Origin of the sequence: Rhizobium sp. 32-5/1 (genome assembly GCF_029537235.1) — a bacterium.
GTDB lineage: Bacteria > Pseudomonadota > Alphaproteobacteria > Rhizobiales > Rhizobiaceae > Pararhizobium.
Map to the genome: position 1 here is coordinate 4002771 of NZ_CP120638.1, position 24907 is coordinate 4027677.

General features: G+C 60.1%; 25 protein-coding genes, 1 tRNA gene and 4 pseudogenes. 15 read left to right on the top strand and 15 right to left on the bottom strand.

All coding sequences use genetic code 11. From position 1 onward, the window contains the following. Positions 1 to 4: 4 nt before the first annotated feature. Complete coding sequence (locus P6U16_RS28450) at positions 5 to 487, top strand: FAD-dependent monooxygenase (RefSeq protein WP_349017667.1); 483 nt, start codon at positions 5 to 7, stop codon at positions 485 to 487. A 28-nt stretch (positions 488 to 515) separates the two neighbouring features. On the opposite strand, the gene P6U16_RS20050 is transcribed toward P6U16_RS28450, so the two are convergent. Both P6U16_RS20050 and P6U16_RS20055 read right to left on the bottom strand, forming a co-directional pair. Further along, complete coding sequence (locus P6U16_RS20050) at positions 516 to 1454, bottom strand: helix-turn-helix domain-containing GNAT family N-acetyltransferase (protein WP_277701936.1); 939 nt, start codon at positions 1452 to 1454, stop codon at positions 516 to 518. Between the two features lie 62 nt (positions 1455 to 1516). Continuing rightward, positions 1517 to 2242 carry an aspartate/glutamate racemase family protein gene (locus P6U16_RS20055; RefSeq protein WP_277701937.1) on the bottom strand — a complete coding sequence of 242 codons (726 nt, stop codon included), beginning with the start codon at positions 2240 to 2242 and terminating at the stop codon, positions 1517 to 1519. Positions 2243 to 2407: 165 nt separating this feature from the next. Here P6U16_RS20055 and P6U16_RS20060 point away from each other — a divergent pair, with 165 nt between their 5' ends. Then, positions 2408 to 2872: an Lrp/AsnC family transcriptional regulator gene (locus P6U16_RS20060; RefSeq protein ID WP_277701938.1), complete on the top strand. Its 465-nt coding sequence runs from the start codon at positions 2408 to 2410 to the stop codon at positions 2870 to 2872. 96 nt (positions 2873 to 2968) lie between these two features. Then, positions 2969 to 4255 (top strand): NAD(P)/FAD-dependent oxidoreductase, encoded by a 1287-nt coding sequence (locus tag P6U16_RS20065; protein ID WP_277703920.1) that lies wholly within the window; start codon positions 2969 to 2971, stop codon positions 4253 to 4255. A 15-nt stretch (positions 4256 to 4270) separates the two neighbouring features. On the opposite strand, the gene P6U16_RS20070 is transcribed toward P6U16_RS20065, so the two are convergent. After that, on the bottom strand, positions 4271 to 4633 hold the full coding sequence (locus tag P6U16_RS20070) for a DUF4087 domain-containing protein (protein ID WP_277701939.1): 363 nt from the start codon (positions 4631 to 4633) through the stop codon (positions 4271 to 4273). A gap of 19 nt (positions 4634 to 4652) precedes the next feature. Beyond that, on the bottom strand, positions 4653 to 5099 hold the full coding sequence (locus tag P6U16_RS20075) for a hypothetical protein (RefSeq protein ID WP_277701940.1): 447 nt from the start codon (positions 5097 to 5099) through the stop codon (positions 4653 to 4655). Between the two features lie 226 nt (positions 5100 to 5325). On the opposite strand from P6U16_RS20075, the pseudogene P6U16_RS20080 reads away from it, so the two are divergent. Both P6U16_RS20080 and ilvC read left to right on the top strand, forming a co-directional pair. Next, positions 5326 to 5987, top strand: a pseudogene (locus tag P6U16_RS20080) (TetR/AcrR family transcriptional regulator C-terminal domain-containing protein). Positions 5988 to 6034: 47 nt separating this feature from the next. After that, positions 6035 to 7054: a ketol-acid reductoisomerase gene (gene ilvC, locus P6U16_RS20085; protein WP_277701941.1), complete on the top strand. Its 1020-nt coding sequence runs from the start codon at positions 6035 to 6037 to the stop codon at positions 7052 to 7054. Positions 7055 to 7386: 332 nt separating this feature from the next. Here the strand turns inward: ilvC and P6U16_RS20090 are convergent, their stop codons facing one another. Further along, positions 7387 to 7596 carry a hypothetical protein gene (locus P6U16_RS20090; RefSeq protein ID WP_277701942.1) on the bottom strand — a complete coding sequence of 70 codons (210 nt, stop codon included), beginning with the start codon at positions 7594 to 7596 and terminating at the stop codon, positions 7387 to 7389. A 290-nt stretch (positions 7597 to 7886) separates the two neighbouring features. Between P6U16_RS20090 and P6U16_RS20095 the strand changes: the two genes are divergently transcribed. Then, positions 7887 to 9116, top strand: a complete 1230-nt coding sequence (locus P6U16_RS20095) for a PLP-dependent aminotransferase family protein (RefSeq protein ID WP_277701943.1) — start codon at positions 7887 to 7889, stop codon at positions 9114 to 9116. Positions 9117 to 9118: 2 nt separating this feature from the next. Here P6U16_RS20095 and P6U16_RS20100 read toward each other — a convergent pair whose 3' ends face one another. Continuing rightward, positions 9119 to 9361, bottom strand: a complete 243-nt coding sequence (locus P6U16_RS20100) for a hypothetical protein (RefSeq protein ID WP_277701944.1) — start codon at positions 9359 to 9361, stop codon at positions 9119 to 9121. Between the two features lie 32 nt (positions 9362 to 9393). Beyond that, complete coding sequence (locus P6U16_RS20105) at positions 9394 to 10788, bottom strand: M20/M25/M40 family metallo-hydrolase (RefSeq protein ID WP_277701945.1); 1395 nt, start codon at positions 10786 to 10788, stop codon at positions 9394 to 9396. A 149-nt stretch (positions 10789 to 10937) separates the two neighbouring features. On the opposite strand from P6U16_RS20105, the gene P6U16_RS20110 reads away from it, so the two are divergent. Both P6U16_RS20110 and P6U16_RS20115 read left to right on the top strand, forming a co-directional pair. Further along, positions 10938 to 11354: an Lrp/AsnC family transcriptional regulator gene (locus P6U16_RS20110; protein WP_277701946.1), complete on the top strand. Its 417-nt coding sequence runs from the start codon at positions 10938 to 10940 to the stop codon at positions 11352 to 11354. 60 nt (positions 11355 to 11414) lie between these two features. Then, the gene (locus P6U16_RS20115; RefSeq protein ID WP_277701947.1) at positions 11415 to 12089 is read left to right on the top strand and encodes a type II toxin-antitoxin system prevent-host-death family antitoxin; all 675 of its coding nucleotides are present in this window, start codon (positions 11415 to 11417) and stop codon (positions 12087 to 12089) included. A 15-nt stretch (positions 12090 to 12104) separates the two neighbouring features. Here the strand turns inward: P6U16_RS20115 and P6U16_RS20120 are convergent, their stop codons facing one another. The 4 genes from P6U16_RS20120 to P6U16_RS20135 form a co-directional block, all read right to left on the bottom strand. Next, complete coding sequence (locus P6U16_RS20120; RefSeq protein WP_277701948.1) at positions 12105 to 13154, bottom strand: aldo/keto reductase; 1050 nt, start codon at positions 13152 to 13154, stop codon at positions 12105 to 12107. A 96-nt stretch (positions 13155 to 13250) separates the two neighbouring features. Further along, on the bottom strand, positions 13251 to 15152 hold the full coding sequence (locus tag P6U16_RS20125) for a hypothetical protein (RefSeq protein WP_277701949.1): 1902 nt from the start codon (positions 15150 to 15152) through the stop codon (positions 13251 to 13253). A 276-nt stretch (positions 15153 to 15428) separates the two neighbouring features. Further along, positions 15429 to 16403, bottom strand: a complete 975-nt coding sequence (locus P6U16_RS20130) for a flagellin (protein ID WP_277701950.1) — start codon at positions 16401 to 16403, stop codon at positions 15429 to 15431. Between the two features lie 370 nt (positions 16404 to 16773). Continuing rightward, complete coding sequence (locus tag P6U16_RS20135) at positions 16774 to 17337, bottom strand: DUF4189 domain-containing protein (RefSeq protein ID WP_277701951.1); 564 nt, start codon at positions 17335 to 17337, stop codon at positions 16774 to 16776. Between P6U16_RS20135 and P6U16_RS20140 the strand changes: the two genes are divergently transcribed. The 4 genes and pseudogenes from P6U16_RS20140 (at position 17336) to P6U16_RS20155 (ending at position 20388) form a co-directional block, all read left to right on the top strand. Next, positions 17336 to 18439 carry an endonuclease/exonuclease/phosphatase family protein gene (locus tag P6U16_RS20140; protein ID WP_277701952.1) on the top strand — a complete coding sequence of 368 codons (1104 nt, stop codon included), beginning with the start codon at positions 17336 to 17338 and terminating at the stop codon, positions 18437 to 18439. The genes P6U16_RS20135 and P6U16_RS20140 overlap by 2 nt on opposite strands. Positions 18440 to 18441: 2 nt before the next feature. After that, entirely contained in the window at positions 18442 to 19185 is a 744-nt protein-coding gene (locus P6U16_RS20145) for an NUDIX hydrolase (RefSeq protein WP_277701953.1), read from the top strand. 62 nt (positions 19186 to 19247) lie between these two features. Then, positions 19248 to 20164: pseudogene (locus P6U16_RS20150) on the top strand (PhzF family phenazine biosynthesis protein). A gap of 148 nt (positions 20165 to 20312) precedes the next feature. Beyond that, positions 20313 to 20388 (top strand) — tRNA-Lys (locus P6U16_RS20155). Positions 20389 to 20533: 145 nt separating this feature from the next. Here the strand turns inward: P6U16_RS20155 and P6U16_RS20160 are convergent. Next, a pseudogene (locus tag P6U16_RS20160) lies at positions 20534 to 20721 on the bottom strand (hypothetical protein). Positions 20722 to 21062: 341 nt separating this feature from the next. Further along, on the bottom strand, positions 21063 to 21188 hold the full coding sequence (locus P6U16_RS20165) for a hypothetical protein (protein ID WP_277701954.1): 126 nt from the start codon (positions 21186 to 21188) through the stop codon (positions 21063 to 21065). A 173-nt stretch (positions 21189 to 21361) separates the two neighbouring features. Here P6U16_RS20165 and P6U16_RS20170 point away from each other — a divergent pair, with 173 nt between their 5' ends. Continuing rightward, positions 21362 to 21592 (top strand): hypothetical protein, encoded by a 231-nt coding sequence (locus tag P6U16_RS20170; protein ID WP_277701955.1) that lies wholly within the window; start codon positions 21362 to 21364, stop codon positions 21590 to 21592. A gap of 104 nt (positions 21593 to 21696) precedes the next feature. Here P6U16_RS20170 and P6U16_RS20175 read toward each other — a convergent pair whose 3' ends face one another. Continuing rightward, the gene (locus P6U16_RS20175) at positions 21697 to 21897 is read right to left on the bottom strand and encodes a hypothetical protein (RefSeq protein WP_277701956.1); all 201 of its coding nucleotides are present in this window, start codon (positions 21895 to 21897) and stop codon (positions 21697 to 21699) included. Positions 21898 to 22216: 319 nt separating this feature from the next. After that, a complete protein-coding gene (locus tag P6U16_RS20180) occupies positions 22217 to 23635 on the bottom strand; it encodes a PLP-dependent aminotransferase family protein (RefSeq protein WP_277701957.1) in 1419 nt (472 codons plus the stop codon). Between the two features lie 143 nt (positions 23636 to 23778). Between P6U16_RS20180 and P6U16_RS20185 the strand changes: the two are divergent. Continuing rightward, a pseudogene (locus P6U16_RS20185) lies at positions 23779 to 24449 on the top strand (GNAT family protein). Beyond that, the gene (locus tag P6U16_RS20190) at positions 24446 to 24898 is read left to right on the top strand and encodes a GNAT family N-acetyltransferase (RefSeq protein WP_277701958.1); all 453 of its coding nucleotides are present in this window, start codon (positions 24446 to 24448) and stop codon (positions 24896 to 24898) included. The pseudogene P6U16_RS20185 and the gene P6U16_RS20190 overlap by 4 nt, the downstream one beginning before the upstream one ends. Positions 24899 to 24907: the final 9 nt, after the last annotated feature.

Below are 24907 nucleotides of genomic sequence, written 5' to 3' on the forward strand. Positions count from 1 at the left end.
AAACGTGATCCGCAACTATTGGCCGGAGTGTGCGCCGTTCCTCGATCAGATCCAAGACTGGGACCAGTTGACTTTGGCCCGTTATGCGCATCGGACCGCAAGGCCTCCATTTGCCGGCAATGTGGTCTTTATCGGCGACAGTGCACATTCGACCAGTCCGCAACTGGGGCAGGGTGCCAACATGGCGCTGCTCGATGCGGCAGCGCTGTCGCATGCCCTGTCCACCGCGTCTGATCTCGGCTCGGCGCTCCAAGCCTATGCGCAGGCCCGGCGCAACCATGTGCTGTTGTTTCAGGCCCTGTCTCTGATCTTCACCCCGTTCTATCAATCCGATTCGCATGCCATCGCCTGGATCCGCGACCGGCTGGTTTCGACCGTGGCGACCATTCCGCCTGTCCAGCGCCTGCTGGCCTCGATCGTCGCGGGCACGCTGATCGATCCCTTTGCCGCGACGGGCCTGCGCGAGCGGGATTGGCGGCAAGATTGATCGGTACTTGGCCTGATCGGCGGATCGATCAGAGATCGAGCTGCCAGGTCTGACCGTTCAAGTCCTTGCCGAAGCTGTGATGGCGTTCTTCCGCGACCAGCACAAAGCCTTCCGCCTCGTAAATCCCGCGGGCGGCAATGAGCACGTCATTCGTCCATAGCGTCAGCTGCTGGTATCCGGCCTCGCGGGCAAAGGTGATGCAGGTCTGCACCAGTGCCTTGCCAATGCCGAGGCCGCGGGCGAAGGGTTCGACATAGAGCAGGCGCAGCTTGGCGAGGCTATCGCCGGCATCGACCAGAAACACCGATCCGGCGATGGTGCCGTCTTTTTCGGCGATCCAGCAATATTCGCGGCCGGGCTTGAAATCGATGAGGAAATCTCCGGCGATGCGGGAGATCAGGCCCTCATAGTCGCTATTCCAGCCATATTCGGCGGCATAGAGTTTCATCTGGCGGTGAACGATCCAGCCGATATCGCCGGGCGCATGACCCCTGATCGTGAATTTGGTCTGCGGATCCGGATCGTGCGAAAGCAGCGTGGCAATCGTCGCCATTGCTTGGACCATCGAGCGTTGCTGGTTTTCGGACAGCCTGCCCAGTTGTTGCGTGATCTGCCGTCGCGAGCGGTCGGCGAGATCCGCTGTTTCGGCTCGCCCTTTTGTCGTGAGCGTGATGGTCTGGCTGCGTTTGTCGGCCGGGTCCGGCCGGGTCGTTAGCAGGCCCTGTTCGCGAAAGGCCTTGATCACGCGGCTGAGATAGGCCGTGTCAAGCTGCAGGTCTTCGGCGATCTGGCGCGCAACCGGGGCTGGTCGTGCATTGAGCTCGAACAGGATGCGCGCCTCGGTCAGCGAATAGGGGCTGTCGAGAAAGGCCCTACCGATCAGGCCGAGCTGGTTGGTGTAAAGGCGATTGAAGGCTCTGATGGCCTCGATCGTCGCCAACTGGTCGGTAGAATCCGCATGAGTCATAGACAAGATCTCCATCAAGACCTTGTCGGATATTTAGTTGACTAAGTCAACTAAATTGGCGATCAGGCAGCACTTCTGACCTGTGCGGCGACACCTTCGAGCGCAAAGCTGACGGCGGCATCCGCGTGCAAGGCCGTGGAATCAAAACCCGGTAGCGGCAAGGCGGCCGGATCGAGGATCAGGCAGATTTCCGTGCAGCCGAGAATGACCGCATCGGCACCCTTTTCTTTCGCGGTTTCAATGACGCGCATCAGCGCTTCGCGGGAACTGTCGATCACCTTGCCGGCGCAGAGTTCGTTGAAGATGATGTCATGCGCCAGCGTGCGGCCATCCGCATTCGGGACCATCATCTCGATGCCGTGATGGGCCATGCGGTCGCCGTAGAAGCCGTGCTCCATCGTGTAGCGAGTGGCAAGCAGCAGCGGACGCTTGATGCCGGCCGCGTTCAGGCTGGCGGCCGTCTCATCAATGATGTTGATCAGCGGAACTGATATCGACGCCTGAACGGCATCGGCGATCAAGTGCATGGTGTTGGTGCAGATCAGCACGCAGTCTGCGCCGGCAGCCTCGAGGCCCCTGGCAACGTTCGACAGGTGCTGCGCTGCGTCATCCCAGCGGCCGGCTTTCTGCATGTCGACGATCGTCTGGAAGTCGATGGAATGGAGCATAACCTCGGCAGAATGCAGGCCACCCAGGCGGGCGCGCACGGCCTCGTTGATCATCCGGTAGTAGACTGCCGAACTTTCAAAGCTCATGCCCCCGATAAGGCCGATCTTGCGCATGCTCATATCCTGTCTCCATGTCTGTGCGATTTGGAAAGTATGACGGCCGGTGCGTGAAAAGTCCTGTCGTTCTCAGGTGACTTCAACCGGTTTGGCGCGTATGTTTTGCATCTATTGGTGATCAGGCGAATATTATTTGTGTGATCGTTGTTCTTGGGGGAGGAGTCTGGCGTGATTGATGATAGGGACAGGAAGATTCTCGCCTTGCTGCAGGAGGATGCGAGCCTGTCCGTCGGCGATCTCGCCGAGAAAGTGCATCTGTCGGTCTCTGCCTGTTCAAGGCGCATCCAGCGGCTTGAGGATACGGGCTATGTCGCGCGGCGGATCGCGGTGCTCGACCGCGCACTCATGGGGGTTCCCACAACCGTCTTTGCTCTCATCAAGACCGCCCACCATGCCGACGACTGGATCGAGGATTTCCGCAGGGCGATCAGCGATATCCCTGAAATCGTCGAGGCGCACCGGCTGACCGGAAACTATGACTACATCCTGAAAGTTGTCTTGCCCCGCGTCGAGCATTACGATGTCGTCTATAAGCAGATTGTGCGCAAGGTCGAACTCTTCGACGTTTCGGCCTCGATCTCGATGGAGGTGCTGAAAAGCGGCATGGCAGTGCCGGTCGGTTACGCGGAGTAAGCGCCTCGCCGCATGGCAGCCCTGTGGACCTTGCAGTTGTGTGCTGCGTTGTAGGCGTAGACAGTGGTGACCATCGGAGGAAAAGCGACTATGCCCATGGACACTCTTCATCACGTCGTCGTGATTGGCGGTGGTTTTGGCGGCTTGCAACTGGTCAAGGACCTGAAGGGCTTGCCCGTCCGCATCACCCTTGTCGATCGACGCAATCATCACCTCTTCCAGCCGCTGCTTTATCAGGTCGCAACGACGCTTCTGGCAACATCTGAAATCGCCTGGCCGATCCGGCGACTGTTTCGCGACCGGACAGAGGTCACCACGCTTCTCGCCGAGGTGGAGGGCGTGGATACGGCGGCCAGAACCGTCGCGCTTTCCGGCGGCGACACCATCCCCTATGACACCCTTGTGCTCGCGACCGGCGCCACGCATGCCTATTTCGGCAACGACCAGTGGGCGCCTTTCGCGCCCGGCCTCAAGACGCTGGAGGATGCGACCACCATTCGCCGGCGCATGCTCCTTGCCTTTGAACAGGCCGAGCGGGAGGCAGATCCGGCGGTTCGCGACGCGCTTTTGACCTTCACGATCATCGGCGCGGGACCAACCGGGGTGGAATTGGCCGGCATTATTGCCGAGCTTGCGCATGCGACCCTGCCGCCGGAGTTTCGCAATATCGATACCCGCAAGACACGAGTTGTCCTTGTCGAAGCCGGCGCGCGCGTTCTTTCCGGTTTCGCCGAGCCGCTTTCCGACTATGCCTACAAGGCGCTTGAAAAACTCGGCGTCGAGGTTCATCTCGGCAAGCCGGTCACAAAATGCAGTGCTGCCGGCGTGATGATCGGCGAGGCATTTATCCCCAGCCGGACAATCGTATGGGCTGCCGGTGTCCAGGCGTCGCCCGCGGCCAAATGGCTCGGCGTGCCGGCGGATCGGGCCGGTCGTGTCATCGTGGAAAAGGACCTGAGCGCACCCGGCTTTCCGCAGGTATTTGTCATCGGTGACACGGCGAGTGTCCTCAACGACGACGGAAAGCCGATTCCGGGCATTGCGCCCGCCGCCAAGCAGCAAGGCGCTTATGTTGCGAAAGTGCTTCGGGCGCGCTTGCGACAAACGCCTGCGCCCGGATCGTTCCGCTATCGCCACCAAGGCAGCCTGGCGACGATCGGCCGACGCTCGGCGATCATCGATTTCGGACGCATACAGCTGACCGGTGCTTTGGCCTGGTGGATCTGGGGTATCGCCCACATCTACTTTCTCATCGGTACCCGAAGCCGGTTCGCCGTCGCCTGGAGTTGGTTGTGGATCTATCTCAGCGGTCAGCATACCGCGCGGCTAATCACCCAGAAGGAGAGCGTCGAGCCGCCGTTCTCTGGACAACCCGACCCATGACAGTGATCGGTTCCCTTATTGCGGTGTGGTCAGGGCCGCATCGTTTTCGCATTTCGACAGGGGCAATTGCCGGAACGAGAGAATTTCGGTGATCTTCTTTTCCGACGCGTCGGTTTCGACAGACATGCAGGCGCAGGCATAGCCGTAGTAACCGTTTGTGGCGACGTAGTCCCGTTCGGAAATATCAGGGATGATGTCCATGCCGGGCGGGCCGTCCTCGTCGCCCTGCGAGCGCATGACCCACATGCCCTGGTTGTCATCGAGCCACCAGTTGCCCGGCGTCGGGTTCTGCAGCCAGCCGCAGCGGGTTTCAGCAGCAAGGCCGGGTGTTGCGGCAAGCGTCAGCGAGAAAAGCAGTGCGGCAGCCAGAGGTCTCATGGCGTTTCCCCGATTGTTGTCAGTTGTTGATGCTGATGATCGCCCAATGGGACTGGCTGCAATCGCTGTTGTCGCATATGCCGGCCATCCAGAGCGCGCCGTTGGCAAGACCGACACCGTCGCTGTTGACGATCAGGTCGTCATATCGCTGCTCGGAAACGGCATTCTGGGTTTCCTGCATCACCAGAGAATCGTAGTTGTCTCGCATGTCCTTGGCGGACAGGATGTCGTAGGTTTCGCCATTGGCGTTGACCGTCAGCGGGTAGTTGCTGAGGTCGGAGATCGTCACGGGATCGCCGAATTTCATCGCCTCGGTCACCAGTTTGAACGCCTCGTCAAAGCCATCGGCATTGCCATGCAGCTGTTCGATGCGGCCGCGCACTTCGTCCGAGGATTGGGCAAGCGTCGTCAGTGGCGCAAGCACCATAACGGCAGACAAGACAATGATTGCGATGCGCCGGAACATGAAGCCCTCTCCAGGAGAATGAGGCTCATCTATAGCCGAGGGCGTGCTCGCCTGTCACGGGACAAAAAGGGCGATAAAATACACCGGCGCGGTACATTTTCGGGGGCTTTGTCGAGTGGCGGAATCGAGTGAGGGAGAGCGGCATTTTGCCTGATTTTTCTGCACTTGCATCTTGACCCGGCAAAAGCTTTGCGACATAAGCAGAACCGTACCGTACGGTACTTAGATGGAGTTATACGTGTTGCTTGCCCACCATCAATCCCAGCCGGAATTTTCGCCGCGCCAGAACGCCGTTCTGGATAGCGCGTTGCGTCTGCTGGTCGATGGCGGCGAGAAGGCGCTGACGACGGCTGGCGTGGCGCGGGCGGCGAATTGCTCGAAGAGAGCTTGTACAAGTGGTTCGGCGATCGCGACGGCATCCTGTCGGCGATGATCGGTTTCCAGGCCAGCAAGGTCCGGACTTTCGACGAGCGCTCGGAACGGCTGACGACTGAGAGCCTGCGCGCCCATCTGGTGGTGTTTGCGCGCGACCTGCTCGACGTTCTCTCGGGCGACGTCTCGCTGGCGCTCAACCGTCTTGCAATCGGCCAGGCGAGCCGTGATGGCTCGAAGCTCGGCGAAATGCTGCAGGAGCACGGTCGCCGGCAGATCGGCAAGCGGGCAGGGGCTTTGCTCGATGCCGGACGCCGCGCTGGTCTCCTGACCTTCGAGGACGGCGAAGAAGCCTATGGCACGCTTTACGGACTGGTCGTTTCCGACCTGCATCTGCGCATGCTGCTTGGCGAAGACATGAGCCGGGCAAAACAGAGTTTCAGCCAAAGGGCGGAGCGGGCAGTCGATGCCTTTCTGTCACTCTGCGGCTCGAAAAGAGATACGGCGAGCCTTTGAGGGCCGCCGGAGAACCAAAACAGACAAGCAACGGGAAGGAAATTACAATGCGCGTCTATTACGATCGTGATGCCGATCTCAACCTCATCAAGTCCAAGAACGTCGTCATCGTCGGCTACGGCTCCCAGGGCCGCGCCCATGCGCTGAACCTGAAGGATTCGGGCGCCACCAACGTTGTCATCGCGCTCAAGGCCGGTTCGGCCACGATCAAGAAGGCCGAAGCCGATGGCTTCAAGGTCATGACCGTTGCCGAAGCCGCCAAGTGGGGCGACCTGCTGATGATGGCAACCCCGGACGAACTCCAGGCCGACATCTACAAGGCCGATATCGCCGGCAACATCCGTGACGGCGCAGCCATCGCATTTGCCCATGGCCTGAACGTCCATTTCGGCCTGATCGAGCCGAAGGACACGCTCGACGTCGTCATGATCGCACCGAAAGGCCCCGGCCACACGGTTCGCGGCGAATACCAGAAGGGCGGCGGCGTTCCCTGCCTCGTTGCCGTTGAAAAGAACGCTTCGGGCAACGCGCTTGACCTCGCGCTCTCCTATGCCTGCGGCGTCGGCGGCGGTCGTTCGGGCATCATCGAGACGAATTTCAAGGAAGAATGCGAAACCGACCTCTTCGGCGAACAGGTCGTTCTCTGTGGCGGTCTGGTCGAACTGATCCGCGCCGGCTTCGAGACGCTGGTCGAAGGCGGCTATGCGCCGGAAATGGCCTATTTCGAGTGCCTGCACGAAGTCAAGCTGATCGTCGACCTGATCTATGAAGGCGGCATCGCCAACATGAACTACTCGATCTCCAACACCGCAGAATGGGGCGAATACGTCACCGGCCCGCGCATCATCACCTCGGAAACCAAGGCTGAAATGAAGCGCGTCCTGCACGACATCCAGACCGGCAAGTTCACCTCCGACTGGATGCAGGAATACCGTTCGGGCGCTGCGCGCTTCAAGGGCATCCGCCGCATGAACGACAACCACCAGATCGAGGAAGTCGGCGCCAAGCTGCGCGGTATGATGCCGTGGATCGCCAAGAACCAGCTTGTCGACAAGGCCAAGAACTGATTTCTGCTGCAAAGCAACAATTCATTGTTGCGCGTGCGAATACTTTAAGGCCGGGGAGAAATCTCCGGCTTTTTCTTTGTTCTTTCGGAAAAATTTGGAACATGCGCCGTTTTGGAGTATTCTTTCGTCAGGAGGATACTGCGATGGACACGATCTTCTATCATTTCGCCATGTTCGACATCATCATTCTCGGCGCGATCGCGCTTCTGGTGGCCTGCAGTTTCTACGGAAAGGGCGAGGCCTAACCCGCAGATACTGCAAATCAAAAGAAAACGGCCGCACTCCTGAAGCAAGAGCCGGCCGTCGATTGATGGTCTGGAAACCTGTTGCCGTTACTCGGTCGATACAGCTTCGGTTGCATGCTTGTCGTTTTCTGCGGGGAGCAATGGATCGACCTTTGCTTGCCCGTCTATAACCACGCTTGCCGTGGTGATCGACGTATCGATATCCGTCTGGGCGGTGACGTTCTTCATGTAGGAACATTCAGCGAAGGCAGGTGCTGAAATTCCAAGCGTTGCAGCAATTACCAAAATCGTCTTCATCGTTTCAGTCTCCTTGTTGCAGGAAAAAGTAACGCCGCGTCCCATTATCCCAAAATCACAAAAAAGTCAGTGACGCTGTACCTGCAGGGGGACCATGGATTCTGGTATGCGAGCCGTATGCTTCGGTTTACCCGTCGCGGCCCTTCGGCTGGGCTTCGTTCGGCGGAGTAAAGCGGATATTCTCTATCAGAGTGCGGTATTTTTCCGCAAAAAATAGGTCAGCATTGTTGACTAAATTCCCCTCTCGTGGTCTTGTCGCAGTATAAAATCAAAAACCGAGGAAACATTTCATGCTGGATTGGGAAAGCATATTCGCGACGCGTTCGAGCCGAATGAAGGCATCGGAAATCCGCGAACTGTTGAAACTTCTGGATCGTCCCGAGATCATCTCCTTTGCCGGAGGCATTCCCGACCCGGCGCTGTTTCCGGCCGAGGAATTCCAGACGGCCTATTCCGGCATCTTCGGCGGCCCGACAGTCAGCGCCGCCCTGCAATATTCGGTGAGTGAAGGCTATCTGCCGCTGCGGCAATGGCTTGTCGGCCAGATGGCCGCGATCGGCATTCCCTGCGAGCCGGAAAACATCCTGATCACGTCTGGGTCGCAGCAGGCGCTCGATTATCTCGGCAAGCTGTTTTTGTCGCCGAACGATACCGCGCTGGTGACCTGGCCGACCTATCTCGGCGCGTTGCAGGCGTTCAATGCCTATGAGCCGACCTATGACCAGCTGACGACGGCGGGCAACCGCACCCCGGCATCCTACCGCCAGGCGGCAACCGATGCCGGCGGTCGTGTCAAGTTCGCCTATCTCTCGGCGGATTTCTCCAATCCAACCGGCGAAACCGTTGGTCTTGAGGATCGCAACAAGCTGCTCGATCTGGCAGAAGAGCTGGATATCGCTGTTATCGAGGACGGTGCCTACCAGTCGCTGCGCTATGATGGTCAGCCGATCCCACCGATCCTGTCGCTTGAGATCGCCCGCAAGGGCAGCATCAATGACACCCGCACGATCTATTGCGGCAGTTTCTCCAAAACGCTGGCCCCCGGCCTGCGCGTCGGCTTCGTCGTTGCCGCCGAGCCAGTCATCCGCAAGCTGGTGCTGATGAAGCAGGCAGCCGACCTTCATTCCTCGACCATCAATCAGATGGCGATCTGCGATGTCGCGGAAAAGGGTTTTGACGCCCAGGTCTCCAAGGTCCGCTCCGTCTACAGCCAGCGCCGCGACAGCATGCTGAGCGCGCTTGCGCGCCACATGCCCGAGGGCACGACATGGACGAAGCCCGAGGGCGGCATGTTCGTCTGGGTGACGCTGCCGGCCGGTATGGACGGCACCGCGCTTCTGGCCAAGTCGCTGGAAACCGCAAAGGTCGCCTTCGTTCCGGGCCGCGCCTTCTTTGCCGACGGCTCCGGCGCCAACACCCTGCGCGTCAGCTTCTCCTGCGCCAACGACGCCATGATCGAAGAGGGCATTTCGAGGCTCGGCCGTTTGGTGCGCAGCGAAATGGTCGCGCTTGCGGCCTGAGTTCAGGACTTTTCTTCGAGGCAGGCCACAGCCGCCTCGAAGATGAAGTCCGGCAGGATGTCGAAGGCATAGGGAGTGTGCAGCCGCTCCCATTTCTGGTGATAGTCGCGTCCCCAGGGGCCGATATTGACAACGGGATAGGAAAGCGCGTTTTCCGGGGCTTCATCAACGAAAGCGGCGACCGGCGTAGTGGCGGCCAGAAGACTAGTTTGCGACTGATCGGGCCGATGGCCGAAGAAGCTCATATCGGAGATGCCGGCAAAAAACTGCTTTGTCTTTATCGTCGTTCCGTGCCGCTGCTCGATCCTGCGCGCGGTTTTTGAAGGCTGGTTTCCAAGGTTTTTCCGGCGTCTCCCAGGCTGTCTATATGCACCATCGGATAATGCAGCGTGCTGAAACCGATGATGACTGCAGGTCCCTCGATACCTGATTCCGTGACAAGCGCGGCGACGAGGCTGCGTGTGGCGGCGAGCGGGTCGTCGCCATCCGGCAGAGCGGCATCCAGCGTTGCGATCCGCTCTCGCGCTGCCGGTCCGCCACGCTCGATCGCCATGGCCTTCAAGGCGTCGCAAGACAGCACACGGCCCTGGTAAGACAGCTGTTTCGACATCCCCTGGCGCTCGAAGAACCGTTGGCCATTGCTGCGCTGCGTCTCGAGCGCCGCTGCCATGGCGTTTTCAACGACAGCCTGAAAATCGGCCAGGAGTTCGGCTGGCGTGCGCCGATGCGTCAGCCAGTTGAAGGACAGCCAGACATGGGCGGGCGTCGTCACCTCATAGCCGTGGCGGACGTCCTTGGCTTCGAGGCAAACCGGGGCAGGCGAGACCTCGCCATGGGCTTCGTCGCAGAGCGCACTGTTGGTCTCGACGGCCCGCATGATCTCGGCTGCGATCAGATGGGCGCTGACACCATTGAAGGCATAGCCGGCATGGGTGGGGCGCCCGACGACAAAGGCGAAGGGTGAGAATTTGCCGACCGAACCCAGATAGATGGCGCGGCCCTCGGCCCCGTCGCCATCGTCGCTGGTGGCATCGAGATTGATGCCGCCGATGATGTCGAGGTCGAAACGGCGGGCGATGTCGGGCAGGGCGTCGCGCAGGCTGCGCATGCCACGCGAGCGGTTTTCCTCATCTGGTGTGGCGGCGAGAAGAATGTTGCCGACCGGTTCCTCCAGTCCGGCAAAACGCTCCAGTGCGGCAATGCCGGCTGCGACGCCGCTCTTCATGTCGAGCAGGCCGCGCCCTGCGAGAAAATTACCGCTTGTCAGATCGGCCAGCGCGCTTGCCTCGAGGCTGGTGCAATCCTTTTCCGAGAGTTCGCGGATCAGAGCCTGCGTCAATGGCTCCGGATCACAGGCGAGCGGCGCCAGCGTGCCGTAATTGGCGATCGACACGGTATCGAAATGCCCGGCCAGCACGATGCAGCGCCGGCCTTTGCCGCGTGCCAGCGCAAGCACGTTCTGTCGGGCGGGGGTGCCGTGGCTATCGAGCGCCAGCAACTGGTCCGGATGCGCCTTGAAATAGTCCGTCGCGGCGAGCAGATCGAAGAGACGGCCGGAAAACGCGGCCTCGCCATCGCTTCCCGTGACACTCGGCCAGCGCGTCATTTCAACGGCGAGTTCGGCCGTGCGGTTTGCAGAAGAAGGGGTAGCGGGGATAGGGGACGACGTCATGGATTGGCCTTTGAAGTTGCGCCATTCGACGCCGTGTGAACAACCATAGACAGCTGCGTCGTGAAGCGGAATGCCAATTTTATGGAAGTTTGCGCAATACTTTGGGCAATTTGTTGGTATCATCCTTCAAAATGTCAGGAAGGGTGGCCATGGATACGATCGACAGGAAGTTGCTTGCCATTCTGCGCACGGACGGACGCGCTTCGATCTCGACACTTGCGGAGATGTTGAAGATTTCGCGGGGCACCGTCCAGAACCGCATCGGCCGGCTGACCCGCGAGGGCGTCATCGCCGGCTTTACCGTCCGCGTCGCAGCCACTGACGACCCGCATGCCGTGCGCGCGATTACGCTGATCGAGATCACCGGGCAGAAGTCCAATGCCGTCATCAAGGCATTGCGCGGCGTTCCGGAGATCCGGGCGCTGCACACGACCAACGGCGCATGGGATCTGGTTGCGGAGATCGAGACGGAGAATTTGTCCGAGTTCGACCGCGTCGTGCGGCACATCCGGGCGCTGGAGGGTGTGTCAAAGTCGGAAACCAGCCTGCTGTTGGCAAAGGTGTAACGGGATTGAAAATAGATCGAGAACTGACTAGTTTGATGACTAGTTATTGAGGAGCGTATTATGCGCCAGTGGCCCGTTCAGGACGCGAAAGCCCATTTCAGTGAATTTCTCGAGACCTGTTTGTCCGATGGTCCACAAATTGTCTCTCGGCGAGGAGAGCCGAAGGCCATTCTTGTATCGCTTGATGCCTGGGAGGATTTGAACCGTCGGGCGGTGAAGGGCGCAAAAGCCGCTCTTCTTGCTGAAGAGCCACGTTTCGAGCTCGAAATCCCTCCCGCGACCAATGGATTTGGCGTGATCCGGCCGGCATCGAGGAATAGCTTGTATCTGCTTGACACGAACATCCTATCGGAATTGCGACGACCAAAGCCGCATGGTGCGGTTCTGGCATGGCTGGCCTGCGTCGGGGAAACGTCTCTTTCGGTTTCTGCTGTCTCGATTGGCGAGATCCAGCGGGGAATCGAAATGGCGCGAGAGCAGGACGCCGGGCATGCGCAAGCGATCGAGGACTGGCTCCACCGTCTTGTCGAAAGTATGCCGGTTCGTCCTCTGGACGCGGCCTGCATGATCGAATGGGCGCGATTGATGCACCGCCAGCAACCGCATCTGGTGGCTGACGCCATGATCGCTGCGACAGCCCGCGTCTACAACCTCATCGTCGTGACCCGCAATGTCAGGGATTTCCAACTCTTCCCGGTCCCAACGCTGAACCCGTTCGACTTCCCGAAAAACTGACCGTTCAAACAGGCCTCACAAATGCGGCCCGAGCAGCGACAGATCCGCTTCGCCGAGGCGGTCGGACGCCGTGCGCAACTGATGCCAGTAGGGGTAGAGGATGGGCGGGGCGCTGACGGTGTCGAGGCGGCTGCGTTCCTCGGCGGTGAGGACGAGTTCGGCGGCGGCCAGATTGTCCTTGAATTGCTCGGGCGTGCGCCCGCCGATCACCACCGACGTTACGCTTTTGCGGCCGATCAGCCAGGCGAGCGCCACCTGCGCGCCCGAGACACCGCGACCCTCGGCAATATCGACCAGAACATCGACGATGGCCCAGAGCCGGTCTTCGTCGCGGATCGGCGGTTCGTCCCAGCCGGCGAGTTGCCGCGATCCTTCGGCCGTCTTGTCGCGGCGGTGCTTGCCCGAAAGCAGACCGCCGGCAAGCGGGCTCCAGACCAGTACGCCGAGCCCCTGATCGATCGAAATCGGCAGTAGCTCGTATTCGGCGTCGCGGGCCTCGAGCGTATAGTGGATCTGCTGGCTGACGAAGCGCTGGCGATGCTCCCGCTCGCTGATGCCGAGCGCCTTCATGATGTGCCAGCCGGAGAAATTGGAGCAGCCGATATAGCGCACCTTGCCCTGGCGGACGAGCCTGTCGAGCGCCTCCATGGTCTCTTCCAGTGGCGTCTGCCCGTCCCATTCGTGCAACTGGTAGAGATCGATGACGTCCGTCTTCAGGCGCTTCAGGCTTGCCTCGCAGGCGCGCACGAGATGATGACGCGACGAGCCGGCATCGTTGGGGCCGTCGCCCATCGGGAAGCGGGCCTTGGTGGCAATCAGCACACCGTTCTTGCGCGTGCCGCCGGTTATTTCACCGATGATTTCCTCGGAGACGCCCTGGGAATAGACATCGGCGGTGTCGATCAGATTGACGCCAGCATCCAGGGACATGTCGATCAGCCTGCGAGACTCTGCGACGCCGAGATCGCCGACGGTCTTTGCCCAGCCCTTACCGCCCATGGTCATCGTGCCGATGGTCAGCGTCGAAATTTTGAGGCCCGAGCGGCCGAGCAGGCGATATTCCATGTTTCCCCCCAAAGAATTGCTTGGTATTAAAATAGAACCACGGGGAAAAAGGAAAGCACGATACACCGCTTTCCCTTCTATCTGCTTCTTGAGACCTCAGTCGCGCGCCAGCACGATCAGCCTGTCGTCTTCGCTATAAAGCAGTTTCTCGGACTTTACGGGGTTGACGACAACGCCGCCCAGACTGCGCGGATCGGCATCGTCGGCCCGCTTGCGCCTATAGCCGATTGCCACTTCCCCGCGCTTCAGGGCTGCCAGGCAGATCGTGTAGAAGTTGATCGGCTGATCGATCGCGACATAATCGCTGACGGGGCGCATGTAGATTTCCGAGCCGTCTTCATCGAGCAGTTCGTCGAATATCGCGGCCATATGTTCGTTTTCAGATGCCTGCGCCAGCATCAGGCTGACAAGCTTGTTGCTGACGACGAAGTCATCGGCGCGGGTGACTGCTGCCAGTTCCCGGTTGCGGACATCGGTCATTTCGCTGACGACGCTGATATGATGGCCGGCGGTTTCGGCAATCTTTCGCAATTGAAGGAGCGTCACCAGCGTGCGCGTGTCGGCCGGCTGCGGCGCCATGTGATCGCTGTAGCCGAGAACCAGAACATGGTCGTAGCCGGGGATGTCGAGCGCATTCAGGGCTGCCCGGCTGCTGGTGTCGATGATGCGGTAATCGACGGTCATATTGCCGTTGGCGATCGTCAGGGCGGCAATATCGGCTTCGAGGTCAGGCGTGTCAGCGGCGATGGTCAGAAGCGAGCCGGGCGCCACGTAGCGCGACAGTTCAAAGGTGATCATCGGACCGCGGCGGTTCCAGCCAAGGATCAGCGTTCGTTCCGGGCCAGGCTCGCGGTGCGGAACCGGCAGGATCGCGTCTTTTTCGATGCGCATGTCGATATTGCCGGCGCGGATCGCGGCATCGTCTTCGGCAATGATGATGGCGCGCTCGCCAGCCTTGAATATCTGCCCCACAGGCGGATTGAGATGGACGACACCCTGATTGTCGCAAACGCCGATGAGCGTCGAGTTTTCGTAGGCCATGACAGCGGCGGCAAAGGATTTGCCGACGATATCAGGTTGCTCGATCGTGTAGATCTCGCAGCCGTCAAAATCGAGCAGTTCGGAATAGACGCCGCTGAGGCCGGACTGGCGGCTGGAGTGCACGACAATGCGCGAGATCAGGTCGTCGGCAAGGATGAGCTGCAACTCCTTGCCGCCGACGATGCGGGCGACATCGGCGTTGTTGCCGTCGCGAATTTCGGCAGCGATCTGGTAGGGTTTTACCCTTCGATTGGGTGCGTTGACCAGAGCAAGCACGCTCTTGATGACCTGTGAATCGGCATCCTCGCCTTCCGGCGACAGCACAATGATCGAGCGCGAGGCCTGCGGATTGACGATGTTGAGGTCGTAGAGATCGGTCGGGTCGCCACTGCGGCAGATGATCTTGGTGTTGCGCAGATCGTCGATTTTAGCCGCGATCTCGTCCTCCATCTCGACTTTGTCCTTGGTCGCCATAATGACGATTCGCGGACGCTTGCGGCTCGTGTTGGCAATGACGAGTTCCGAAATCACGTCGAAGATCGATGGCGACCAGTTAAGGATGATCGTGTGATCGGTTTCGAGTACCTGGGAACGACCCTTGCGCAACTCGTCGAGCTTAGCCTCGAGGCCGGAGCTGAGGACGCCGATCAGAGCAGAAAACACGAAAATTCCGGCAACGGTAACGAACAGCGAAACACCGCGGAAGCCCCAGCCGACATCGCCGCCCATCGTGCCGGCATCCATGGTGCGCATCAGCGATTCCCAGGCGCCTTCGATGAAATTCACCGGCTGTCCGCCCTCCGGCGCGATTTGCGTCAAAGCCAGAAATAGGCCTGCGGCAACGATTACCACGAGCGAAACGACCGCCAGCCAGCCGATTAACGCGATCGGGCCTGCCGCCATGCTCTTGTCGAACTCATAGCGTGCGCGTGCGCGCCAGTTCGTTGCCTTGCCCATTGTTCCCCCAAGCGTCCATTCATATCGATTTTGCTAATGCAGTCGCAGATATCACCGGTCCTATCAATGGTTTTGGTGATTTTTTCGGGGTAACGCCCATTTATGTCCAGGCCCAAGCGGCCATGCCTGACGTGCGGCTATCGGACCTCCCTGGATGGAGAGGGTGTGCGGCGAACGAAGCTCGACAAGAAAAAACCGCACCTCTTTCGAGATGCGGTTTTCTGTAGGTCGCGAACCGGACTTGGGGGAAGGCCGGCGGCGCCGTTTCTGGTCCGATTAACGGAAGAGCGACAGGATGTTCTGCGAGTCCGAGTTGGCGATCGAGAGCGCCTGGATGCCGAGCTGCTGCTGTGTCTGCAGGGCCTTGAGGCGGGTCGATTCTTCGTTCATGTCGGCATCGACGAGGCGACCGACACCCTTGTCGATGACGTCCATCAGGTCAGCCATGAAGTCGTCCTGCATCGAGATGCGCTTGTTGGTGGCGCCGAGCGTTGCAGCCGAATCCGTCAGGCTTGTCAGCATGGCGTCGACGGCACTGATCATGCCTTCGATGTTGTCGTCGCTCGTCGAGGACGTCAGCGAGATTGCCGTTGCGCCGGTTGCAGCCGTACCACCCGAAGCAAGAACGAGGTAGTAGGTGGCGTTTGCGGTCGTGGCAGCCGTTGCGCCGTTCGCCTGGGCAACAGCAACACCCTTGGTCAGCTGGCCGTTGGCGGCGACCTTGGTGTCGATGAGAACGGACGTCGAAGCGTCGAAGGACAGAACGCCGACCGAAACGGTGCCTGCGGCGGAACGGGTGAACGAGCCAACCATTTCCTTGGTGCCGAGTGCCGTCGTCGAGTCGTTGTAGAGCCAGTTTTCACCGGAGAAGGAAGCCGACGTTGCCGTCGAAACCAGCTGGTTCTTCAGCTCGGTGATTTCCTTGTTGATCTTCGTCTTGTCGACGCCCGGCTCGCGGGCAGCAACCAGCTTGGCCTTGATTTCGGAAACAACGTCGATGGCGGCGTTCAGGCCGGTATAGGCTGTGTCCGTCTTGGCAGCGCCAAGGCCGAGTGCATCCTGAACCGTCGAGAGAGCCTTGTTGTCCGAACGCATGGTGGTTGCGATCGACCAGTAGGCGGCGTTGTCCGAAGCGCTGCCAACGCGCAGGCCGGACGAGATGCGGCCCTGGGTCGATTCCATGTCGGAGGAGATCGAACGCAGGGTGGAAAGGGCCGCCATGGCGGAGGAGTTTGTCAGAATGCTTGTCATTTACAGTGTCCCTCTAGGATACAAGATACAAGGATAGGGGACATACCGGACTCGATACAACTTACCGGTGATGATGGTCGGCTTCATGCCACTCAGCTTTCGATTTCTCAAAGCTCAATCCGTCATGTCGCGATTATGCCGGTTAAAGGTTGCGATAGCGTTACAAGCGCCGTCGTGATGACCAGAAAGATAGATTTGTTATCCAGAATTGTGAACCCAAGGCCGTGCAGCCACGGCAGCTGGCATGGCGTTGCGCAACTGCGCCAAACCGGCGAGGGTGCACGAATCCGGATCGACTGAATGATGCCGATCCGCATGGCGTCTTTCGGATGACTGTCGGCGCCTGTCACTCGCTAAAGCGCAGACGGTGTCAGCGCGCGCCGGAGCATTGCCAACGGATGATCTGGCAGTCGTAGGAGTGTTTCTCGCAGGAGCGTATAGCCGCGTATTCGGCATCACGGCGATTGTCGCCCCAATCGGCTCCCCAGCCGTCCGGCCCCCGGGCGACCGCCCCGCAGGCATTCTTGAACCAAATTGCTACCCGGCAGTCGCCGGCATATTGATCGCAGTTTGTCTGGGCGACTTCCTCTGCTTCCCAGCGACTGGAATAGCTGTGGGACCAGCCAGTTGCGCCGTTCTGCGGCGAAATCGAGATCGCCCCAAAACTATCTGCTTGCGCTGCTTTTGCGCCGCTCGCGATCATCGCTGCAGCCAGCATGGCGAATATTATCGTCCGTTTCACGTTCAGCATCGGTTTCCTCCAAATTCGCGCGCCCGCGCTGCGTCTGCAATCATGCTCATAAAGATACGGCTCAACAAGGCAGATTATTCGTAGCCAGCGGTCTCGCTCCATTTTGTTTCTCGATTGTTTTGCGTGGTTTTCATCATCCGGATTTCGTATACGGTCGGAGTCCTTGCAGATGGACGTTTTCATGACCCTTCGCCTTGGTACCTTCAATATCGAAAACCTGATGAGCCGTTTCGATTTCTCCGGCTTTCGCAACCAGCTGAAACAGGATCGCGTGCTCCGGCTGTTCGAAGTCAGGAGCGAGGCCGAATATCAGAGGCTGGAGGAAGCCCGCACCATTGCCCATACCGACGATACCCGCCAGATGTCGGCGCTGGCGATTGCCGATTGCGATGCGGATATCCTCTGCCTGCAGGAGGCCGACAATATGGCGGCGCTGCAGGCCTTCGAATATGGCTATCTGTTCAAGATGGTCGGCAATGGCTACCGCCAGAAATTCCTGGTCGAAGGCAATGACAGTCGCGGCATCGACGTCGCCGTTCTGATGCGCGAGGAAACCCGGGATGGGCAGCGGATCGAGTGCGTCAACGTCGTGTCGCATGCCGGGCTGACCTATGAGGACCTCGATCTGCTGGATGATGCGCTGGCTGCCGACAACCGGCCGCTCGACCGGATCTTCAAGCGCGATTGCCTCGAACTCAATCTTCGTATCGGCGGCCGGCCGATCACCCTGTTCGTCGTGCATTTCAAATCCATGGGCCCGGCGCGGGACGGGCTCGACGGGCGGACAGCGACCATGCCGGTGCGAACCGCGGAAGCCCGTGCCGTCCGGAGGATTATCGAGAAACGTTTTGCCGGGCATATGCAGGGCGCGATGTTTGCCATCTGCGGCGACATGAACGACTATCAGGAGCGGGTCGACGTTCTGGGCGACCGGCGAGCGGGCTACAGCTTCGTGCCGCAGCGCGAGGCGACAAGCGCAATCGATATCTTCAGTCATGACGGCTTTGCCGAGAACGTCGTTCTGCGCCGCCCCGAACTCGATCGCTGGACGCTGTTTCACAGCCGGGGCCCGCAGGAGCGGCACCTGTGCCAACTCGATTATATCTGGCTGTCGCCTGCACTGGCCCGCCAGAATGCTGACGTCGTTCCGGAAATCATCCGTGGCGGCCAGCCGTTCCGGACGATTTTCCCGCCGGGCCAGGATGTCGAGCGCTTTCCGCGCACCGGCTGGGATCGGCCGAAGGCATCCGATCATTGCCCTGTCGTCGTCTCCCTGGAGCTTTAGGCATGCCCGAACCGGTCGTCGATCGTAGTCACTGGCCCGCCGAAAACGTTATTTTCACGGTCGCCGCGCTAGATCTTCGGGTCGATCCGGAGCCGCACCCGTTTCATCTGGCGCAGCAGGCGCAAGCAGCGGACAACTGGTCTCAGGAGATCGCGGCCAATCCGGCCTTGTTCGACGGGCCGATGGTGCTGCAGCACAAGGTCGATATTCGCGGTGGGGTCATTTCCAGCCGCGCGCATGTCGTGCCGTTCTCGACCTTCCTGTGGTGGCGCAAGACACGACCGCCCGGGGCAGCCTTGCATCTTTTCGGCCTGCCTGTCATCCTGTCGTCGGACGGTGCCGTGATCGCCATCCGTATGGGGCGGCATACGGCCAATCCGGGGCGGGTCTATTGCGCTGCCGGCTCGCTTGATCCCGGCGACATCGTCGATGGCCGATGCGACATTGACGGCAATATGAAAAGGGAAGTGCGCGAGGAAACCGGGCTTGATCTCGCTGACTCGGTCGCAAGCAGCGGATTTCAGGCCCTCTACAGCGATGATAGGGTGACGTTGTTTCGCACCTTTCGTTTCCACGAGACGGCTGAGACCTTGATTGACCGGATTGCGGCCCATATCGCCGCGGAGGCGGAACCGGAGATTGATGAAGCTCTGGCGATTGTCAGTCCGGATCCCGATCTTCACGACTATCCGCCGTTCATGGCGCCGATTCTGGCGCAGATTTTCGCGGGGAAAGCTGAGGATTAGCGCTTGCCGCTTTCAAGGCAGCCGTGCAAGTTCTGCCCATCGACACGCAGCAGGAGACCGAGATGGCACGACGCTATGCGATCTATGACGTTTTCACCGATCGGGGGCTAGAGGGAAATCCGCTGGCCGTGGTTTTCGATGGCGACGGTCTCGACGATGCACGCATGCAGGCGATCGCCGGTGAGTTCAACCTGTCGGAAACGGTGTTCATCCGGACACCGGATCGAACGGGCCACGCGGCCAGGCTGCGCATCTTCACGCCCGGCTACGAACTGCCCTTCGCCGGACATCCGACCGTCGGCGCAGCCGTGGCGCTTGCCGAAGCCGCCCATGGCATCGACGGCGGAGATTTCGACCTCGTGCAGGTGCTGGAGGAAAATATCGGGCCGGTTCGCTGCGCCGTGCGCATGCGCTCCGGGCAGGCGAGCTTCGCGGAATTCGACCTGCCGCGGAAATCGGCCCGGCTGGAAGCGAAGCTCGACCGCGAGGCGATTGCCGACGCCTTCAGCCTCAGCCCGTCCCAGATCGGCTTTGAGGATCATGTTCCGTCCTTCTGGAGCGCCGGCGTTCCCTTCGTGATGATCCCCGTGCACGACCTGGCAGCAGCGGCCACCGTCGATTTCGATGCGGCGCTGTGGGAGAAACTCGCACCGATGGCCGATGGTCGGCTTGCCGCGGCCTATGTCTATTGCCGCGGCGGCGTCAACCACATGGCGCGCTTCCATACGCGGATGTTCGCGCCGGCGATGGGGATTGTCGAAGACCCCGCGACCGGCGGCGCGCTTGCCGCGTTTTCCGGCACGATTCATCACTTCGACAAGCTTCTGGATGGCCATCACGCCTTCCTGGTGGAGCAGGGCGTCGAGATGGGGCGTCCCTCGCTGTTGCACCTGCATCTCGATGTTGCGGGGGCGATATCGCCGCGGCGCGCATTGGCGGGCAGGCGACGCGCATTGCCTCCGGTGAACTTTATCTTTGAAAAACAGGCATTAAACGCGCACTCCCCACTTTTTTCCAAATCTCGAAAGAAAATCGCTTTCCGAACTGGACAAGCCGGGCGAAGGCCATTATACGCCCCATCAGACCGCAGCAATGTGGTTCCAGAGGCCGCAGCAAGGCGGTCCGGCGGGTGATTAGCTCAGTTGGTAGAGCAGCTGACTCTTAATCAGCGGGTCGTAGGTTCGAACCCTACATCACCCACCAAACTTTTTAAAAACAACGGATTAGCAGTCCAGTAACGTGACGCTTCTCCGTTGTTTTAAACTTCCAATGTCGATAAATTTTCGGGCGGACAGTAGCGAGCGTTGCCGGTGATGTGGATGGTTTTGCGCTCGGCTAAATCAAAAGTTCAGCTCTTCTGCTTTTCGCCCGCACTTTTGCCATCAGAGCTTTTCGAGCGCTCTTCGAAACGGTCTGCGCCTTTTGCAAGGTCCGAGCCTGTGTCCGCTTCGGTTTTTTCTCCTCGACGGCTGCGCTGCGACGGAGTCCTTTCGCCGATTCCCTGCCGATTTTGGTTGGTGCCTGTTCAATGCCCATGATCGTCTCCTCCTGTTGCTTTGCAAACAGCTAATGGTGGAGAAACCTGTTTGTTCCGGTCGGAGCGGTCGCGCGTGAGGCCGTCATAATGCTCTGGCGAGCCACACGTCGGGCCCTGACTTCAAACAAACATCAATAGAGGAAGCGTCAGCGCGAAGACGGCAAGGAGGAAGCCCGTCGTTTGGCGGCAGAGGCGTAGGATTTTCGTGCGGCGTCCGGTCCAATCGTAAGTCATGCGCGCTCCATTCAAAAGGAAACTGGAGCGGAAAAGAGGGCCGTCAAGGGTCTGTGGCAAAAATGTGGCAGCACTTGCGATGCGCCTCCTTATAGTACTCGCCTCCCTACAGAATGAAAAGTGCTATCAGCAGCATGACGGGAAAGGTCACGCCTGCGATCCAAACCAGACGTTCACGCCGGATCAGCTTTTCAATCTGCCGGTTCGGGTCGTCCTGTCTGTTGGATGACATAAGCATATGAATCTCCTGGTGGTTCGACGTTTGAACGCCTCGTCGCAAATGTTGTTCCCGCAGGGCACAACGCTTTTTTACCGTAGTGTCTGGGCTTTTCACCGTAGTGTCGGGAACATTCCGGCGCGCTGGCGGTTCACCGATTGACGTTCAATTGAAGCGAGGAACGAACCATGCCGATCCCAGGCCCAACCTTCGAACCGGGTGATATGAAGCGCAGTATGGAATGCGAGCAACATTTCGACCTGCCGATCCGCGATCTGATCGATCAAGCAGTCACTGCTGGGTGGACGGCGTTGGAAGCGCTGATTGCAATCGAGGAGGTGGTGAAGGAACAAAGGCAAGCCTATCAGGCAGACCCGGACCCGGCAGTGGCTCTCGGGGAGCTTGAGCCCGCACCATAATCATTGGTTCGCCGGCACATCAATCAAGAAGCCGGTCCGAGATGGTTGGCGACGCGTGACCCGTATTTGATTATCTTGCATCGCATTCAGCTTCGCGCCGAACATCAACCAACATGCTTTTCGGCCCCGGAACGGCGCAACCATCCGGACAGGAAACCGATAGGACCGATGGGATGGTCATTGTTATCAATTTTCCGTTCTTCGCTCCAGCCAATCGACTGGCGTCGCGCCGATAGGTCGAAGGCTTTTTCGGCTTCGGAGAGAAGATCGTCCTGATCCTCGGTCAAATGATATATCTGTCCCATGCTCAGTCCTCCTTTGGCAATTGTAGCAGAAGAACGGCGAAATTGCGAAAAGGTTCCGCCGTCGGTAGCAGGACAAGGCCGCATCAGACGCTCTGGGGTGGTTGCGGGTTTTCGTCCGGATTCGGCAACGGCGTTTCGTCAGGCAGACGATCCGGGTCTGGTTCCCTGATGGGCGGTACGGGCTTGTCCTGAGGGGGCATGTTTGGGACTGGGTCTGTGCCCGGCTGCGAGCCGGGTTCCGGATTGATCGGGAGGGTCATATTGGTCTCCTTTGCAGACGACAAACCCGATGGGCTGGCGATTGTTCCCGGTTTTGCGCTCAGGAGTTTCCAGAAACAACATCATCCAGCAGAGCGCCCAGCCGTCGCACTTCCTTCTCCACAGTCGGTATATCGACCCGCGCGATGCCGAACAGCAGGCCGGGCCTCGCAGGGCCCAGATGGAATTGCGACATGGGCTGCATGGCAAGTCCGTAGGCGCCGAGTGCCTGCGCAACGGCATGATCGTCAACGGTGTGATCGCGGAACCATGTCGCAAGATGCAGGCCGTCGCTTCCTTCGCCGAGTTCCAGATGGTGGCTGCAATGCCGGCGGAGTGCCTCCGCGGTCGCAGCCATGCGCGGCCCGTAAAGCCCGTTCATGTGGCGGACATGGGCCCGCAGGCGACCCTCGCGCATGAAGTCTGCGAGCGCTGCCTGCAGATGGATCGAGACCATGGCGCCCTTCAGTTGCAAGGCGGCGGCTGTGTCATCCACCAGCCATGGCGGCACGATGAGATAGGCAACCCGGAGCCCCGGCGCGAGCATCTTGGAAAATGTGCCGAGATAGGTGACGACGCCGGCCCGGTCGATGCCCTGCAGCGCGGCGATCGGCCGGGATCCGTAGTGAAACTCGCTGTCATAGTCATCCTCGACCACAACGGCGCCGGTTTCGCGTGCGATCTCCAGCAGCGCCAGCCGCCGGTTCAGGCTCATCGTCACACCGGTCGGGTACTGGTGCGAGGGTGTCGTGTAGATCAGCCGCGGACGACCGCCTGTCGCGCGGGCAACATCGATGCCCTGCGCGTCGCAGGGTATTGGCACGAGACGGGCGCCGGCGGCACGGAACAGCACATGCGCTGCCTTGTAGCCGGGCTCCTCCATCCAGACGATGTCGTCATTCCCCGGCTTGATCAGCACCCGCGCCAGAAGATCGATGGCGGCACCGGTCGAAGGCACGATCATCACCTGCTCGGGCCGGGCCGAGACGCCGCGGGTTGCTGAGACATGATCGAGGATCGCCGATTGCAGTTCGGGAATGCCCTCGCTGGAGGTATAACCAAGGTCGTGGATGCGCAACGACCGCGCCCGGGCACCCAGACACCGCGCCCAAGCCGCGTGGGGGAAATGCGACAGATCCGGCATGCCCGGCTTGAAGAGGTCCTGGCCCGTGCGCCGGTCTTGATCACGGGTGTCGGCCGGGGCCTGACCTGTGCCTGTTGCTGATATCGCTGGACGGATGGCAACGGCGCGGGTCGCGGAACCGCCGCTTGCCTGGAGAAACCCTTCCGCCTTCAGGCGATCATAGGCCTTGACCACCGTCGAGCGGGCGACACCGAGCGCCGCTGCCAGCGCCCGTGTCGAGGCCAGTCGCTGCTCGGCCATCTGGCCGCTGAGGATGCGCTCCCGCAGGCTGCGGTAGATCTGGCCTTCAAGGTCGCCGGCGGCGCGATCCAGTGTCAGCCATGTCGGCAGGCTCATAGGCGATCCTTGAAAGTGGTTTGCTGAAAATTACTAAACTGGATGTTTACAGCAGACCTCTTGCCAGAACAATTACCGCTACGGAAGCAGACCGCTGGTCGATCGGGTTGATCGAATTGGGAATGAAGCGACAGGATATTCTGATGAACCTTGCAGACTGGAAGGGCGTATCCCGCCCCGAGCGCGCGCCTCTCGAAGGCCGCTATGTGCGGCTGGAGCCGCTGGACCTTGAACGTCATGCCGTGCAGCTGTTTGAGTCGGCGAGGGCCGGCGGCGCGGAAGACCGCTTCCGCTATCTGTTCGAGGACGTGCCGGATAGCCCGGCGCAAATGAATGTTTGGCTGGAGAAGGTCGCAGCAAGCGCCGACCCCTGTTCTTTGCCGTCATCGACAAGCGCACCGGCCGGGCCGAAGGGCGACAGGCGTTGATGCGGATCGACACGGTGCATGGCGTCATCGAGATCGGCAACATCCTCTGGGGACCGGCGATTGCTCGCAGCCGGATATCGACGGAGGCTCTGTACCTCTTTGCCTCTCTAGCCTTCGACATGGGCTATCGTCGTTTCGAGTGGAAGTGCAACAATGAGAACGAGCCGTCCAAACGCGCCGCTGCCCGCTTCGGCTTCACCTTTGAGGGTGTTTTCCGCCAGCATATGGTGGCCAAGGGCAGGAACCGCGATACGGCCTGGTTCTCGATCACCGATGCCGAATGGCCGCGCCTGAAAGCCGGCTATGAGGCCTGGCTGAAGCCGGAGAATTTCGATGCCGACGGTCGGCAATTAAACAAGCTGACCTTCTCAAAGGAAAATTCATGAGCGTGGAGACAATCGAAATCCGGCCGCTGGAAAGCACTGACCATGCCGCCTGGCTGCCGCTGTGGCGCGGTTATCAGGCTTTTTACAAGGTGGATATTCCGGATGCCGTCTCCGATGTCACCTGGCAGCGGCTGCTCGACCCGGCGCAACCCATGGGCGGCGCGCTGGCGTGGCAGGGGGCAAGGGCGGTCGGTCTCGTCCACCACATCCGCCACCGCTCCTGCTGGACGGTGGGAGACTATTGTTATCTGCAGGATCTCTATGTGGATGGCGCGATCCGTGGCGCCGGCATCGGTCGCAGGCTGATCGAGTACGTCTATGAGTTTGCGGCTGTTGAGGGCTGTTCGCGCGTGCACTGGCTGACGCATGAGACGAACACCGATGCGATGATGCTCTATGATCGGATCGCCGACCGGTCGGGTTTCCTGCAGTACCGCCACATGCTGTAGGGGAGGCGT